At 47.0% G+C, this 17,502-nt stretch carries 9 protein-coding genes; 7 read left to right on the plus strand and 2 right to left on the minus strand.

Annotation, left to right across the window (positions count from 1 at the left end; all coding sequences use genetic code 11):
* Window positions 1-20 precede the first annotated feature (20 nt).
* Window positions 21-1,799: a sensor histidine kinase gene (locus MKY99_RS10560; protein WP_339270350.1), complete on the minus strand. Its 1,779-nt coding sequence runs from the start codon at window positions 1,797-1,799 to the stop codon at window positions 21-23.
* Between the two features lie 352 nt (window positions 1,800-2,151).
* Here MKY99_RS10560 and MKY99_RS10565 point away from each other — a divergent pair, with 352 nt between their 5' ends.
* The 4 genes from MKY99_RS10565 (at window position 2,152) to MKY99_RS10580 (ending at window position 12,181) form a co-directional block, all read left to right on the plus strand.
* On the plus strand, window positions 2,152-3,495 hold the full coding sequence (locus MKY99_RS10565; RefSeq protein WP_339270352.1) for a sugar ABC transporter substrate-binding protein: 1,344 nt from the start codon (window positions 2,152-2,154) through the stop codon (window positions 3,493-3,495).
* 72 nt (window positions 3,496-3,567) lie between these two features.
* Window positions 3,568-4,506 (plus strand): sugar ABC transporter permease, encoded by a 939-nt coding sequence (locus tag MKY99_RS10570; RefSeq protein ID WP_076283100.1) that lies wholly within the window; start codon window positions 3,568-3,570, stop codon window positions 4,504-4,506.
* 15 nt (window positions 4,507-4,521) lie between these two features.
* On the plus strand, window positions 4,522-5,361 hold the full coding sequence (locus tag MKY99_RS10575; RefSeq protein WP_339270354.1) for a carbohydrate ABC transporter permease: 840 nt from the start codon (window positions 4,522-4,524) through the stop codon (window positions 5,359-5,361).
* A gap of 157 nt (window positions 5,362-5,518) precedes the next feature.
* Window positions 5,519-12,181, plus strand: coding sequence for an S-layer homology domain-containing protein (locus MKY99_RS10580; protein WP_339270356.1), 6,663 nt, complete (start codon window positions 5,519-5,521; stop codon window positions 12,179-12,181).
* A 104-nt stretch (window positions 12,182-12,285) separates the two neighbouring features.
* Here MKY99_RS10580 and MKY99_RS10585 read toward each other — a convergent pair whose 3' ends face one another.
* Window positions 12,286-13,122, minus strand: a complete 837-nt coding sequence (locus MKY99_RS10585; protein ID WP_052404241.1) for an AraC family transcriptional regulator — start codon at window positions 13,120-13,122, stop codon at window positions 12,286-12,288.
* Window positions 13,123-13,311: 189 nt separating this feature from the next.
* Here MKY99_RS10585 and MKY99_RS10590 point away from each other — a divergent pair, with 189 nt between their 5' ends.
* The 3 genes from MKY99_RS10590 to MKY99_RS10600 are packed head-to-tail and all read left to right on the plus strand — an operon-like array spanning window position 13,312 to window position 17,495.
* Window positions 13,312-14,457, plus strand: a complete 1,146-nt coding sequence (locus tag MKY99_RS10590) for a DUF2264 domain-containing protein (protein WP_339247062.1) — start codon at window positions 13,312-13,314, stop codon at window positions 14,455-14,457.
* A gap of 38 nt (window positions 14,458-14,495) precedes the next feature.
* Window positions 14,496-16,313 carry a heparinase II/III family protein gene (locus MKY99_RS10595; protein WP_339270357.1) on the plus strand — a complete coding sequence of 606 codons (1,818 nt, stop codon included), beginning with the start codon at window positions 14,496-14,498 and terminating at the stop codon, window positions 16,311-16,313.
* A gap of 45 nt (window positions 16,314-16,358) precedes the next feature.
* Complete coding sequence (locus MKY99_RS10600; protein ID WP_339270359.1) at window positions 16,359-17,495, plus strand: glycoside hydrolase family 88 protein; 1,137 nt, start codon at window positions 16,359-16,361, stop codon at window positions 17,493-17,495.
* Window positions 17,496-17,502: the final 7 nt, after the last annotated feature.

Genomic DNA, 17,502 nt, shown 5'->3' on the forward strand with positions numbered 1-17,502 from the left:
TCCTTGCTAGATTTGCCATTCTACTCTTTTTGTATAAATGGTAGAAGGATTTTCATTAGAGTATACTGGCCCATTTCACTCTCAATCGAAAGACCGTAATTCTCCCCAAAGGCTAGCCGTAAACGCTCATTTACACTATGGAGTCCAACGTTGTCGAAAACTCCCCTAGTTCCATCCTCCGATTCACACAGAATGGTTGAGATTTGTTCTTCCTTCATGCCTACACCGTTGTCTTCAATCGTGACCAGGATATCGGCAAATCCGCTTTTTTTCACCGTGATGAGAATATCTCCTCTACCTTTGGGCTCGATGCCATGAAAGATAGCATTCTCAACCAGAGGTTGAAACGTGAAACGGGGAATCAGGCCGGAGAGCAGTTCCTCATCTTCTATTTCCTTCACCATCGAGACTGTACTGCCATACCGGTATTTCTGAATCAGAAAATAGTCATCGAGCAGGCTTAACTCATCTTTCAGTGGCATTAGTCTCCGGTTGTCTTTGGCGATGCTCCGCAGCAGTCTGGAGAGTGAAGTAGTCATTTCTGCAATGCCGGTAGCATTCTGAATCGTAGCCATCCATTTGATCGAATTCAGTGTGTTGTACAAGAAGTGGGGATTGATCTGACTTTGCAGCATCCTGTATTCTAGCTCCTGTTTCTGCTTCTCGTCAGCGAGCCGGCTATCCATGAGCGCAACAATGTCCTGTGATAGGCGGTTGATACCTCGACCAACATCACCTAGTTCACTGTTCCATTCGATATTGCGGTCCAGCAAGAAGTTGCCCTGGGCAATCTTATCAATTCGCTTCTTTAATTTCTCTACCGGGAGACTGATGTTACGGGTTAAGTACAAAGTAATAATGCCGCTTAAGACGATGACTAGTAAACAAACGCCAAGCATTACCAGAATCCATATATTTGCTTTGGGAGCGAATTGATCATTGGATAAGGTCTGCGACAGAATCACTCCACTCCGCACGGGATAAGAGACCACAATTTGGCTTTCTTCATCCTCCAGCTTGATCATGGACAGCTCGGTTTGTGGACCGACAGGCTTATCATCGGTGTAGGCCACAGGTTCATATGGCGTAGTCATTGCAGTCACTTTATCGCCAATGAGCTGATAATGATGATTGCCGAGCGTCAGCAGCATTCGGGAGTTCTTTGGCAGGGAATACCCCTTCAACTTGTCGGTAATTAAGGAGGTATTGGCGAGTAAGTAGACCGTTCCAATCCGGGCAGCCCCATCTCCGTAAATAGGTAGAACAAAAGGAATTCCGTTCGTGGTGGAGAGCGGGTCCTTAATTACTTGTTCCCACTGCTCCACAGCATCTTTATTTAGTCCGGGAATTTGACCTATATTGTGTACAGTAAGTGGAATTGAAGTGCTGACGGAATTATCCACCTGCAGGAACTTTCCGTTGTTACCCGTAACAATCAAGCGGCGGACATAGCTATTGGAGCGATTGATCCGAAAGTCCTCCTGCATGGAGTTAAATACATTAACAGCATCCTTGGCGCTTGCCTTTGGAGATACAAAATAATCAGTGAGTAATGTATTGGTGGACGAGTTGGTGCTATTGGTCATCGCTAATGAGGAGAGATTAATCAAATCTTGTTCAATAATATGGGAAACTAGCTGCAGGTTGAACTCAGTCGCCTGGATGGTTGTTTTACGCTGATAATAGGTAATCAATTCATAGCTGAAAAAGGATAGCAGAGCGGCGATTAGTAGCGCAAAGATGGTCATGATCAGAATAATGCGGCTCTTAATGGTTGATTTTCTTACCGTATTGAACACTCCTCTACAAAATGCAGAAAAAATATAAAGCGGTTTCAAAAATATCTTTCAATTAATGCATGTTCAAAGTTAATCTTCTATTTATAATATGCTTAACTAGTTTACCGATATCCATATTAACACCATAGCATATTCCTGTGATTCCATACAGTGGACGGCAGAGGAGCTGAGAAAATTACATGTTTTAAATAGGATTTTACAGGTTTGAAGCAAGGAGGAAGAGAAGAACAAAGAAAAGTGAATGAACTGAGTTTGAAAATACATGCCATTCTAGATGGGAAAGTCTTAAACTTTGAAATAGATCGGATGAGCCGATCAGTGTAAACAATCAGAAGGAAAAGGGGATTTTTATATGAAATTGAAAAGATTCTATGGCATGACTTTTGCCACAATACTCTCCCTAAGTGCGCTAGCCGGATGTTCCGGTAATAACAACAACGAAGGCAGTGCTGCAACAGCTGCTCCAGAAACGGGCAATACTGCAAACGCTTCCGCTGAACCGAAACAGGACCCTGTGACCTTGAAATGGGCATTGTGGGATTGGGAAGCCACAGCATACTATCAGCCGTTGATCGATGCCTATAAAGCTGAGCATCCGAATGTAACGATCGAATATGTCGATCTTGGTTCCACTGACTATATGACAATGCTAAGTACACAGTTGTCCGGTGGTGCAGATCTGGATGTTCTTACGATTAAGGATATTCCTGGATACTCAAACCTTGTGAAACAAAATCACTTGGAGCCGCTCAAGGGATTCATGGGAGACAAAAACATTGATCCATCCGTCTATGGCGGTACTGTAGAACAGATCGAAGTGAACGATGAAGTGTATGCGCTTCCTTTTCGGAGTGATTTCTGGGTTGTCTACTATAATAAGAACTTGTTCGATAAAGCGGGGGTGGCGTATCCAAGTAATGATATGACATTCGACCAATATGATGAACTTGCTAGAAAAATGACCTCGGGCAGCGGTTCTGAAAAAGTATACGGAGCCCATTATCATACTTGGCGGAGCGCGGTTCAATTGTTCGGTATTCTTGACGGTAAGAACAACGTTGTCGGTGGAAACTACGATTTCCTGAAGCCAACCTATGAACGGATCTTGAAAGAACAGGAAGATGGTATCGTTATGGATTACGCCACACTAAAGACTTCAAGCACGCATTATTCCGGTGTGTTCTACAACAATTCCGTTGCGATGATGAACATGGGCAGCTGGTTTATAGCGACTCAAATTGAAAAGGTGAAGAGTGGCGAGTCTCAATCGACCAACTGGGGAATTGTGAAATATCCTCACCCGGATGGTGTGGAAGCCGGTACAACACTGGGTACAATTACTTCCCTGGCTGTAAATCAGAAATCCAAAAATAAAGAAGCGGCACTTGATTTCATGAACTTTGTGACTGGTGAAGAAGGTGCTACGGTCATTGCTTCCACCGGAACCATTCCAGCGATTAAGAACGATGAAGTTATCAGTTCCATTACATCCATTGACGGTTTCCCTACGGATGAGAACAGTAAGGCGGCACTGACTACGGTTCAGACATATTTGGAAATGCCAATGCATGAAAAGAGTGCGGACATTGAAGTAATCCTGAACGAATCCCACGATAACATTATGACCAAAAACTCTTCGATCGACGAAGGTTTGAAGGATATGAATACGCGCGTACAGCAGCTCTTGAACAATTAACCTGAAGAGAGTTGGTGAATTCTAAGGGCGGGTGAAAGCCCGCCTTTTATAGAAAGGTTTGGAGGAGAAAGAATGCAGAACGAAACCATATTGGATACAAAAAAAATCCCTAAACGTCATTTGTCAAAAGGTGTCCGGGAAAACCTGGTAGCGTACAGCTTCATTGCGCCGAACTTTATCGGATTTGCCGTGTTTACACTAGTACCCATGTTTTTCGCCTTTATCCTAGCTTTTGTGAAATGGGATGGGGCCAATCCAATGAAATATATCGGATTGGACAATTTCACCCGGCTTATTAAAGATACAACATTTCATAAAGCATTATGGAATACCATTGTTTACACTATTGGCGTAGTACCGTTCACCATGATTGTTGCACTGGCGCTGGCGATTTTGCTTAATCAGAAGATCATGGCCCGCAATTTCATGAGAACCGTATTCTTTTTCCCATATGTGGCATCCTTGGTAGCCGTTGCTGCCGTATGGAACTTTATCTTTAGCCCTACGATGGGGCCGATCAACAATATTTTGCATACTCTTACCGGTATCCCACTGGAGGATCTTCCCCGCTGGGCGGCGGATAAACACTGGGCAATGTTCACAGTAATACTGTTCACTGTGTGGAAAAACATGGGTTATTATATGGTCATTTACTTGGCAGGTCTACAGGGGATCAACCCTGAGTTGTATGAGGCTGCTGAGCTTGATGGTGCTAACGCCTGGAGAAGATTCCGCAATGTGACGGTCCCTCAACTGGCGCCTACATCCTTCTTTGTGCTGATGATTCTAGTCATCAATTCGTTCAAAGTCTACGATATTTTTATCAACCTATTTGCCGGCGCTGATAACCAGTTGAACGATTCTACAAGGGTTATGGTTTATCAAATCTACAATACGGCGTTCCGTTCGCTTGATTACGGATATGCCAGCGCCATGGCCATTGTATTGTTTCTGCTGGTACTTGGCATCACCATCGTCCAGTTCCGCGGCGAGAAGAAATACGGACAATAGGAGGATTCAAAAGATATGGTGGGTACAAATAAAGGAATTAGAATCGGCACGATGGTGCTAGTGTATATTTTGTTGTTTGCTACGGTGCTCTGTATGCTTGTTCCATATATATGGATGTTGTCTTCTTCGCTCAAGCTGAACAAGGATGTGTTCTCATTCCCGATGCAATGGATTCCGGCGAATCCGCGCTGGGGAAATTTCGTGGATATCTGGACCCGTATTCCACTGGACCGCTTCATTTATAACACGGCGAAATTATCAATTATCGTAACGATTTTGCAGCTATTGACTTCAAGTTTTGCTGCGTATGCATTCTCCAAACTGCAATTCAGAGGGAAAAAAGTTTTATTCCTTGGATATATCGCTACGATCGCGATACCTTGGCAGGCATATATGGTGCCGCAATTTATCTTGATGCGTTACATGGGACTTAACAATACCCATCTGGCAATCATTCTATTGCAGGCATTCTCGGCTTTCGGAGTATTTCTGATGCGCCAGTTCTATCAGGGTGTCCCAGATGAATTATGCGAGGCGGCCCGAATCGATGGCTTGAGCGAATATGGGATTTGGGCGAGAATCATGCTGCCATTATCCAAGCCGGCTTTGTCCACCTTGACGATTTTTACCTTTGTTGCCACTTGGAATGACTTCTTGGGGCCGATGATTTATTTGACGGATACGAAACTCAAGACCATTCAAATTGGACTACGAATGTTCATTTCGCAATATTCTGCCGAGTACGGTCTGATAATGGCTGCAAGTGTGGTTTCCATTATTCCGGTTGTGATTGTTTTCTTGGCACTTCAGAAGTACTTCGTTCAAGGCGTCGCAGCATCTGGTATTAAAGGCTAGACAGGTTTGAACCTGGCAGTTGCAGTTTTCGCATGCTGCCAGTTTTTTTTTAGCTTATCAATGAAATGAATGCGCTTTCTTTGTTTGCTGGGCGATAAAGTCAAATCAAGCATGAAACATGCCGAGAGACCATTTATAGCAAAAGGAGGATTAAAGAATGAGCAGAAAACACTCCGTTAGAAAAAAGCTATTCTCAATGATGATGACCACTGCGCTTGTAGTTGGAATGTTTCCGGCACTCCATATGCCATCTGTATCTGCGGCTACGGTGGATACTATTTTCGCAGCCGCCTTTATGGGGGCGAAGACATCTGCTGACACTACTTTGCCTGCTAGCATTGACATTGGAGGCCAGTCTGCGACTGTGAAATGGAATATAGGTGAAGATACCTTTGCCGTTCCTTATGACACAGTGACAGTCACGGGTACAGCGAATGGTGGGCCGGTTGTTGCCAATGTAGAAGTTATTCCACCTTCAAGGAATCCATTGGTTTACTTTGTGGATAGCGGCAGAGGGGGCGATTCCGTAGGTAATGGTCCTACTTCTTCGCCACTGTACGAAGCAGTCAATACGCTGTCCGGTAGCGCGTTGCTCAACCAGTCACCAGATCAGAAATATATCAGCGGAACGACTGCCTGGGGATTTGATGATTCCATAAACAAGGTGAAGAACTCCAAAGACGGAGGACTTACCGATCCTGCAACTGATCCATCCATATGGACAGTAGGACTTCGTGCCGACCCTACTAGCAATCATATTGTATATAAATTAATGGCTCCAGAAGCTGGAACCTATACACTCAGTAGTGGTTTCCATGATTGGTATGGCAGCCGCACTCGAGTAATACAGCCTCAGATCGAATATAAGGATACAAATGGTGCAACAAAGACGATCTCGTTTGCACAATTCAATACTAATGTGACTCCGCTTATTTCCGGCGAATTCACTATTCCCGGTGATATCGACGCTAGTAGCCCTATGACATTGACCTATGCCTATGTTTCCGGTGAGAAGCCAATCTTGAGCTGGTTCGCCGTTGCCAAGGGCGGGATTCAAAAAGAGATCGAAGATGCTCGGCAGAACGCAGCTTCCATGGTCAAGGTTCTACTCGACGGCAACGATATTAAAGCGGACAATGTCAACGGCCTAACGTTCAAGGGATTTGGCGTACTAAGTGCCAACAGCACCAGTGCCCTGTTGATGGATTATAAGGCTGAGCATCCGGAAGCTTACGCAGAAATGTTGCGGATTCTGTTCAGTGGAGAGCATCCCATCATGACGCATGTGAAAATAGAGATGGGCAATGACCGTAACAACTCTACCGGCCCGGACCCGGCTACTATGCGTACGGCCGATGAAGAAGCCAATGTCACTAGGCATCCCGGATTCCAGCTTGCGGCTGACGCCAAGGCTACGAATCCGGATCTCAAGGTCAGCATCCTGCGATGGAATGCTCCGGCCTGGGCAAGCAACAACGATAAAATCTATACCTGGTATAAAGATACAATTCTTGCTGCTTACCGTGAGTATGGCTATATGGTCGACTACGTCAATCCCCATATCAACGAGCATACGCCGGATTTGACCTGGACCAAACAGTACGCTGAGCGTGTTAAAACAGATAGCGAAGGTTTTGCAAGCCCAGTAGAGCAAGCGCTCTATAACCAGATCAAAGTTGTGATCTCTGATGAAGTAGGGATTGGTTCATTTGGCGGCAGTATGGTAAGCGACGCTTCTCTAAGGGATGCGGCTCCGATCGCCGGATATCACTATAACACTGACGACGACAGCGCAGGCAATTTCAAAAAGCTCGCAGAACAATATGATATTGAAGTATGGAACAGTGAGGCGCAGTCCACCTTCAGTAACTCTGCCTTCCGTCCCAACAATAATGTGAAGGACCCTACAGTGGAAGGAACCGGCATCGGCGGTGTTGGCAGTCCACTGGAGATGAGCAATACGATTATTAAAGGATTCGTCAATTCCCGCCGGACGCACTTTATTTATCAGCCGGCCATCGGCTCCTTCTACGAAGGTGGACAATATTCGTTTAAGGAACTACTTAGCGCACGTGATCCGTGGTCGGGATGGATTCATTATGATGCAGGTCTTGTTGCTCTGCAGCATTACAGCTGGTTCGCCAATGTGGGCTGGGAGAACGAGGATAATACGGCAGGGATTTGGAGAGCAGTTCCTAAGGCTAGCTCCACGGGAGCAACAGGCACCAACCCTGTTAGCGGTCGCAACGGTTCTCCTAGCTATATGACGCTTGCTTCACCTGACAGAAGCGATTTTTCAACCGTTATCGTGAACGATAGCGAATATGCCAAAACCTATAAGCTTCAGACGGTAAATATGAACTTTGTGGGTAATCCCTCATTGGAAGTATGGGAGACTCGTGCAGCAGACGCGGGCGAAGCTTTCAACAGCAATTATATGAAATATCTCGGGGATGTCGCTGTTGATGGCAGTGGGGTTTATACCATTCATGTCAAACCATATTCGACATTGACTGTGACCACTCTGAAGAACAAGGACAATGAGGCGTATCAAACACCGTTACCTGTAGAAGGCGACCGCATCGTGCTTGATACCGACTCCACAGGGAAGATTCAAAATACAGCGGACAATATCCTGTATGCCGATGATTTTGACTACTCTAATCAATCCGTTGTGAAGATCGGGGCAGGTGGGCAGAATGCTGGCACCCAAAGTTATATAGAATCCCGCGGCGGTTCCAAAAGTGTGATACCACGGTATACGCACGACCGCAACGGTGCATTTGAGGCGTATCTTCCGGACGGGTCTGACAACTATGTTCTGCGCCAACAGCTGGATACGGAAATTATGGGGCTGGGTGGTACTTGGAACGGTGGAGATCCCGTAACGGCTATCGGTGATAACCGGTGGACGAATTACAAGGCAAGTGTAGATGTTTCGTTCGAGACGAACAGTACGCAGGGCGGAGCTAATTATGCTGCGATTGGCGCACGGTATCAAGGAGGCGGCAGCTCTCACACTATAAACGGCACACCTTATGTACTGAAGTTCTGGTTTGACGGAGGTTGGCAGCTGCTGGTCAATAATAGCGCAGTAGCGAGTGGCAATGTAGTGAGCGGTTCCGGTGGAGTAAAGCTGGATGGATTTAATACCGCACATGATGCCTGGCATAACATTGCCATTCAGGTTGCAGGTGATAAAGTGACTGCCTATTTGGACGATGTGAAACTGGCTTCTTATACTGATCCGAACCCTGAATTGTCTGGTCGGGTAGATTTAGCCAGTGGATATTATCATGTTCGTTTCGATAATCTGAAGGTCGAGACGATTGACGGCTATACGCCATACTATTCCGAATTACTGGATAATCTTGAAATGTATGATCTGGCTGCTACACCAAACCCTAAATTAAAATACGGCGGTTTGTGGAGTCATCAAAACGGGGCTGGCATGTATATTTATCAGCGTTCCCTATCTACCAGTCAAGGTGCAGCTGCTACGATGGAATATTCTTTTGAAGGCACCGGGTTAGATATTCTGGGACCGAATAATGGATCGGCTAAGTTAGAAGTGACTGTTGATGATGAAATTGTCACACTGTCAGCCGATACGATGGCCTCTAAAGAACTCTACCAAACGTATACGCTTCGCGGACTTAAATATGGACAGCATAACGTTCAGATAAAGGTATTAAGCGGTACTTTGGTTGTGGACGCGGTAGCGGTTGTTTCCGGTGAAGTAAAGGGTGCTGTGGATACAGCTGCTCTTCAATCAGCGGTAATAGCAGCGAAAGAAGTTACCAAACGGGATGAATATTCGGATAGAGACTGGCAGCTTTTTGCAGCCGCACAGAACACCGCCCAAGAAGCACTAGATAATGCTGCTGATTTCAGACTGGATCAGGAAGGAGCTGTGCAACTCGCGGTACGTCTGATCTCTGCCCAGAACCAATTGACAACAGGGGATATACGGGAGCTTGCTGCTCCTCAGGATATTGCCACTTATGTCGGGAAATTGCCGAATCTTCCAGATAAGTTGGAGGCTACCCGAGAAGATGGATCCAAATTGCAGGTGTCTGTGAAGTGGAATTTAGACGCGGTCAGCTTCAACACACCCTATGAAAGAGTAACTGTAACCGGCACTTATGGCAATCTAAAAACCACTGCTAATGTGGAAGTAGTGCCAGAAGGTCTCGTGTACTTTTTGGATGTCGGTGTTTCGGCGGATGTCGTCACACCACCCTATACGGTGATCAAGAATTTCGTGGGCGACAGCCTTCTGAATAGCACCGCGGATCAACTATCAACAGGCGCTGTGTGGGGTCATATCAATACAGGGGCAAATTATAATCTCAAAGGGCTTGGCGGTGCCGTGGTTATCACGGATAAAACTCAGACAGGTGTCTACAGCTCGAATACAAAGAATACACCTCTGATCTACACCCTCCCTCTGAGCGCAGGAAAGTACACGATTACATCGTTCCATCGGGACTGGTGGAATATGAGCAACCGCACGATGGATATCACGCTTAGCTACACTGATGCTGAAGGGAAGACAGTGAACGAAACGGTCAAGACCGGTGTACTCGCAGGTCCTAATGGCGTCACGATCACTCATGACTTTACGCTGCCGGTGAGCGGCGTCGTGAAATATTCGATAAACAATACGAATAGTCAGGCATCTGTGATTAGTTACTTAGCAGTGGCGAAGGACAGGGTCAGCGTTGTCAATGAGCAGGCTGTAAACGAGGCTAAAAGTATTATAGAAGGTGCTGCATATAGCGTGCAGAAGGAAACAGCTAACAGCGAAGATGGAGTCCGGACCTGGCTGCTCCAAACGATGAACGGTTTAATCGGGTTCAGTGATACGGGGGTTACGATGGGTGATATCACCCTATCTTCGTTCCAGGAAGCTAATGATGACACAGCCGGCAGCTTCAGCTTCACAGTATTACTGAACAAGGGCGAGGCGAAGGCAGAAGCTGCGGCCAGCGGAACGATTAAGCTACCGGAGCCAGATATGAAGCAGCCGGAGATTACCTTGATAGGTGAAGCCATAGTCAATCTGCAGATGGGTTCTGAATATACGGATGCAGGAGCCACTGCGTATGACGACCAAGACGGTGATATCACGGACCGCATCAATACAACGGTCAGCAGTGAAGTGTATGGTCTGACGGAGTTAGATACAGCGCAAGCGGATATCTACACCTTCCATTACAATGTCAGCGATGCCGCAGGCAACACGGCTGCGGAAGTCACCCGAAAAGTAATCGTATCGGAAGATCCAGATGTACTGAAGCCGGTCATTACACTGCTTGGAGAACCATCTGTTCAACTGGACAATGGCGCAAGCTATACAGATGCCGGAGCCACCGCAATGGATAACCGCGATGGCGATATTACAGAACGTATTGTGGCGACGATTACGAAGGATGGGAATCATACGGAGACGCTAGATACCTCTTCAGCAGGCACTTATATTTATCATTATAATGTGAGCGATTCCGCGGGCAATACGGCTGTTGAAGTTATAAGAATAGTTACAGTGGGAGAAGCACAGCAACCGCCGACTTCAACACCAACGGTAGAACCAACACCGACAGTTGAACCCACAGCAAATCCTACACCAACACCTGTACCTGAAGTAACCTCAGGGCCGGTGTCGACCACAGCACCGACGGTATCGCCAACACCAACACCGCTGCCGCAGACCACGCGGATTCTTAACAGTGACGATTTCACGGCTCCGGTTGGAGGGGGAATAACAGTTCAGCTCACAGAAGCTACTGATTCCGTACTGCTTCCTGTGGGAGTGTCAAATATCATCGGAGTGAACACGCTGCGTCTCGTATGGAATACATTTGCTATCCAACTGACCCCAGAAGCGCTAAAGAGTATCCAGGAGAAAGCTGCAGGAGGTCAAGTGGATGGAGCACGAATCAAACTCTCGGCCGTGAAGGCATCCAGAGTTGCCGTGGAACAGCTTATAAATAACCCAGCTGTTAACGGCTCGGTTCAGTTATCTGCTGCAAGTGATGTAATTAACTTCAGTTTGGAAGTTATTAGTACGAATGGCACTGCCGTACCGGTAACCCGTTTTGATAAGCCACTGACGCTTACCTTCATAGTAGATTCAGATTCCAATCCTAATTTGCTGGGCATCTACAATATAGCCGGGAACGGAGCTCTTGAATTTATGGGCGGAATGCTAGCTGATGGAAAATGGAGTACGGAAATACAGCATTTCAGCCAGTTTGCAGTCCTAGAATATGACAAGACATTCTTGGATGTCAGTACGGATAGCTGGGCGAGGGATGTTATTAAGACAATGGCGGCTAAACATATTATCCAAGGTATTTCCGATACTGAGTTTAACCCGCAAGGGAAAGTGACAAGAGCACAATTCGCGACCATGATTGCAAGAGCGCTAGGCTTAGAGGCAGGAAGTCATTCAACGTTTATTGATGTGGACTCCAAAGCTTGGTATGCAGAGTACGTTGCAGCCGTAAGCGAAGCGGGCATAGTGCTCGGACGTAGTTCGGATTCATTCGCACCGGACCGCAGCATTACCCGCGAGGAAATGGCCGTAATGATCGTTAGGGCTTATGAATATTTACAAGGCAGCAAGGTAAATGAAGTTTCAGCAGGCTCGTTCAGTGATTATTCCCTGATTCATGACTGGGCACAGAAATCAGCAAGTTTCGCTGAGCAGGCAGGGCTGATAAAAGGACGCGGCAATATGCAATTCGCACCGCAAGAGATGATGACCCGTGCCGAAAGTGCGCAAGTCATCGCCAATCTGCTGGGATATTTGTAAGCCGCACTTCCATGAACCTGGCAGCTGCATTTAGCGGGTGCCAGGTTTTTTTATAAGTTCAAAGAAGGGTTAATACAATTGCGAGTCGTCGATAAGTGGCAATGTCAGCTTTTTTTGCCGTATTTTCCAGGTGGAATGCCCGTGATGTTCTTGAAAGTACGTATGAAATTGGCATAGTCATTGAAGCCGGATAGATAACAGGTTTCGGATACGGAGTTTCCGGAGGATAGGAGCTGTTTGGATAAAGCGATTTTTTTAAGCAGGACGTACCGGTAGATCGTTCCTCCTGTCTGCTGCTTGAACAGGTGACTAAGATAATATTTATCGATGTTTAATTCACCAGCGATCTGCTCTAGCGACAGATTCAGATGCAGATGGTTATCGATATAGCGCATGGCCGATTGAATATGCGATGAAATAATACTGGGTATGGTGGAACTAGTACGGCTATATAGCTCATTAATGAGGACCAGAATCTGGATCAGATAAGTTAAAGCCAGAACCTCACTGCCGTATTGAGGATTCTCCAAAATTGCAATCAGGCGATAGGCAAGGGTCATGTACTCTGCAAGCAGTGTTTCATCCATTTGAGCGAGATTCTGCTCTCCGGGCTGACGGTTCTGGAAACAGGCGAGCAGATTTGTGGTTGCGGTGCAGAAGGGATATACAAGTGGAGCTTTGAAATGAATTGTTAATCGTTCGTAAGGCTCCGGAGATAGATTAATGATTTTATGAATCTCGTGATTGTTGAATAAGAGCACATTGCCACGTTGAAGCGGATAGCTGTACTGATCCACAAATCCGTTCACCGTGCCCCCTAAAAATAGGAAGATTTCAAAGTGATCATGAATATGAAAATCTTTGGTAGGTGAGATCGGTGAATTGCCGATGCCCGCCAGTATGTCGCCTTCGAACGGCTGATAATACTGGGCATGTTTCATCCGGATAACCCCTTTCAGATTAATAGCAACAAACGCAATAAATAATCATTAATCGCAAAGACATTGCAATAATACAACACTAAACTATAGAAGAAGATTACGCAATAAGCCAAGTATATAGCTGGTCTGAACATGAGTAGTAGGGATCTGCATCTGCTGAATAGACGCAATTGAAAGGGTGGATGGTGTATGAATAGTACGAAACACCGCAAATATTGGCTGGATACGATGCTACAGATCGGGAACCCAGTACTTGACGCTTTGTCGCAAAGAAAATTAAAGGAACGGCTGCCCACCGAGTTTCATAGTGACAGGAGCAAGTTTGCGCATTTGGAGGCATTCGCCAGGTTGGCCTGTGGAATGGCCCCATGGCTAGAGCTTGAAGGGCTGGAGGGTGAAGAAGAAGAGCTCAGGGCTCGTTATGTCCTATTGATGCTGGAATGCATCGATGCTGCTGTTGATCCATCATCACCTGACTATATGGATTTTAAGTCCGAAGGCCAACCGTTGGTCGATGCGGCATTCCTCGCTCATGCGTTGGTGCGTGCACCGAAGCAGCTTGCCGGGCGGCTGAATGAGCGGGTCAAAGGTAATTTAATAACAGCTTTAAAGCGAACACGCCGGACTGCACCCAGCGGGAGCAATTGGCTGCTGTTTAGCGCAATGGTTGAAGCAGCTTTGTATATACTCGGCGATTCAGAATATGACCGGATGCGTGTTGGTTATGCGATCCACATGTTCATGGATTGGTATAAAGGCGATGGTATCTACGGGGATGGCAAGGACTTTCACTGGGATCATTACAATAGCTTTGTCATTCAGCCGATGCTTGTGGATGTGGTTACACTTTTTGAACGGGACTCGGAGCAATACTCCGTATTGAGGCCATTGATTCTGGAGCGGGCACAAAGATACGCAACTGTTCTGGAACGGATGATTGCGCCGGACGGAACGTATCCGTTTATCGGGCGCTCTATCGTTTACCGTTTTGGTGCGTTTCAGCTGCTATCACAAGCGGCGCTACAGCATTTTCTGGAGGATGCGCTATCACCCGCACAGGTACGCTGCGCCTTGACCGCTGTAATCACACGGACTATGGGATTTCCAGGGACGCTGGATGAGGACGGGTGGCTACGTCCGGGGGTGTATGGTTACCAGCCAGAGCTTGCGGAGAGCTATATCAATACGGGAAGTCTCTATTTATGCGCTTCAGTATTTCTTCCTCTGGGGTTACTTCCTTCAGATCCTTTCTGGGCAGGGACAGAACTGAAATGGACAGCACAAAGAATCGCAGCCGGAGAGGATGTTATGAGAGATCATGCCTTAAGTAGATAGGGGAATCTGATCTAATCGGTCAAAGGGAGGGGAAAAGCATGAACAGACAGGAGCTTTTCGGAATTGTCCAAGAAATGAAGCCAGCAGATCTGAGCTTGTATTATCCTGATGGAGAGTCGGATGCTTATTGGAAACAGGCCTTATCATCCGAGACATTAAAGGAAGATATCAGCGAAATCCGCGAGGAGGCTCAAAGATTAGACAGCCAGCCTATATCAGAGCTGACGGATACGCTATTTTCAATTTTTGCGCGCACAGGTTCGAGGTTGGAATATGAACGGGTCTATTTCGAACGGAGAAGAAGGCTGAATACATATGTATTTATGACCTTGCTTGAGCCGGATAATGTCAGACTTCTGGAGAACCTGGAAAATATCCTATGGTCTATATGCGAAGAGTACACATGGTGCCTGCCAGCCCATCTTCCTGCAGATCATAATACAGAGAATATTGATCAGTTTATTGATCTGTTCTCCTCGGAGACCGCTTTTACCCTTGCCGAAATTTCTCTATTACTGGGAGAACGACTTCCGCTGCTTCTTCGATCCCGAATCAGACATGAAGTAGAAAAGAGAATATTTCGACCTTTTATTGAATGTGGTCCTTATGATTGGGAGACTGCACGTCATAACTGGGCAGCAGTGTGCGCAGGGTCGATCGGGGCAGCCGCCTTATTGATGTTGGATGATCCTGCTGCGCTGACGAATATCCTGCTGAAGACAGAGCGCAGCATGAGCTACTATCTGGAAGGCTTCGGGGATGATGGGGCCTGCCTGGAAGGTCTGAGTTACTGGAACTACGGATTTGGCTATTTCACGTATTACAGTGATCTTCTCCGGGTTAGAAGTGAGGGAAGAGTAGACTGGTTTGCAACGGACAAAGTGCGAAGTATCGCTCAGTTCCAACAGAAAATTTTCATCGATGGCAATTTTGTCGCCAATTTCTCTGACTCAGAGCCTCGAATTCACATACATATGGGCTTGTCCCATTATTTAGCTGATACCTATCCAGAAGTAGAATGTCCTCCGCCTGTGCTTCGCACTCCTTACGCTAAGGATCACTGCAGCCGCTGGGCTCCGGCTTTTCGAAATCTCATCTGGAGAAGGACCGGCGATGAGAAACAGGATCAGGATTGGGGAGCCGCCAGTTATTATCTTCCTGATGCGGGATGGCTTGTCTCGCGTTATCAGTCCGGAGGAAGTTCGTTCGGCTTCGCGGCTAAGGGAGGGCATAACGCTGAACCTCATAATCATAATGATCTGGGACAGTTCATTCTGTCAGGTGGAGGCGAAATCTATGCAGCTGATCTCGGCAGTGGAGAGTATACGGCTGAATATTTTGGGGCTGGCCGTTATCAATATGATTGTAACGGCTCGCAGGGACATTCGGTTCCGATCATCGGCGGCCAGTATCAACTGGCTGGCAGGAAGCATAGTGCTACAGTTCTGTACGCGTCGGCTGCGGTTGAAAAAGATGAACTGAAGCTGGAGCTGTCTCAGGCATACGAAGTGGAAGAGCTTCAATCCCTGATCCGCTCTATGGTTTGGTACAAGGGGCAGCATCCTCGCTTGGAGTTAATGGACGAGTACCAGTATAACGGTAAGTCAGTGAGCTGGACAGAGCGGTTCGTAACCTGGCGTCGTCCGAAGATCCTTCGTTCTGGTGTCGTGCTGCTGCCCAGAACTGGAGTAGGCGGAGTGGAAGTGACTTATGATGTTCAGATCGTTGAGCCTGAGATTACTGCACGTGAGTACCGGGATCATTTTGGCAGGGATACGGTCTGGCATACGCTAGATTTTCATGCTCTTCAGCCCGGTTCTGAAGGGAAATTAGTATTCACCTTTCAATTTATATAAATCATGAAAGAAATAGTGAACCATTCTAAGAAGGCGGTGTTTGAAATGAATATAACGGAAAACCCAACTTGGCTGGATGATGCTTGGAACAAGGCACTTGAAAAGACAAGATGTAACAGTGGAAAGATCGGTGCAGAATTTCCACACGCGAGTCAAGGTGGTAAATACTTGCTTGAAGCACCGAACTGGTGGACAGCAGGGTTCTGGCCGGGAATGCTCTGGCAGTTTTATTCTGAAAGTGGGGACGAAAATCTTAAAATGATCGCAGAGTGCTGCGAAGAGAGACTCGACGAGGTACTGGACGGCTACGTTAAGCTGGATCACGATTTAGGCTTCATGTGGATTCTTACCAGTGTGGCAAATTATAAGTTGACGGGTAGCGAAGCGTCGCAAATTCGGGCATTAAAGGCGGCCAACTATCTGGCAGCCCGCTTCAATCTGAAAGGGCATTATATTCGGGCTTGGAATCCATGGAGTGAAGGGGAGGACAACAGCGGAGTTGCTATTATCGACTGCTGCATGAACACCAGCCTGTTGTTCTGGGCTTCCGAGACAACGGGTGATCCCCGCTATCGTCATATCGCAGAGGCGCATATGGATACTGTGCTGGAGCATTTTATCCGACCGGACGGCTCCGTGTACCACATCGTCAAATTCAACCCGGAGACGGGTGAAGTGGTGGAGAAGCTTGGTGGGCAAGGCTTTGCGCCCGAATCGGCTTGGTCACGCGGCACGGCTTGGGCTATTTACGGCCTAGCGCTTGCCTATCATCATACGGGAAAGCAAAGCTACTTGGATGGAGCCAAGCAGGTAGCGCATTTCTTCTTGACCCGACTGCCGGATGATCACGTTCCACATTGGGATTTCCGCGCTCCCGGTGAAGTCGGCGAGATACGTGATAGCTCCGCTGGTTCCTGCGCAGCGAGTGGATTGCTGCTGCTAGCCGACCAGGTGGATGATTCGGAGTCCCATGTGTACCGGAACGGGGCTATAAGAATAGTGGAATCTCTCTACAAGAATTATGGCAGTTGGGACAATGCGGACGAGGAAGGGTTGCTGCTTCATGGTACAAGTAACTACCCTGAGGACCGGAATATAGATGTTCCGCTTATCTACGGTGATTTTTTCTATGTCGAAGCATTAGCCCGCATTAAAGCCGTAGGACCGTTCTTTTGGGAGTAGGGGTGAT

The organism is Paenibacillus sp. FSL R5-0470, assembly GCF_037975205.1.
Lineage (GTDB): Bacteria > Bacillota > Bacilli > Paenibacillales > Paenibacillaceae > Paenibacillus_AQ.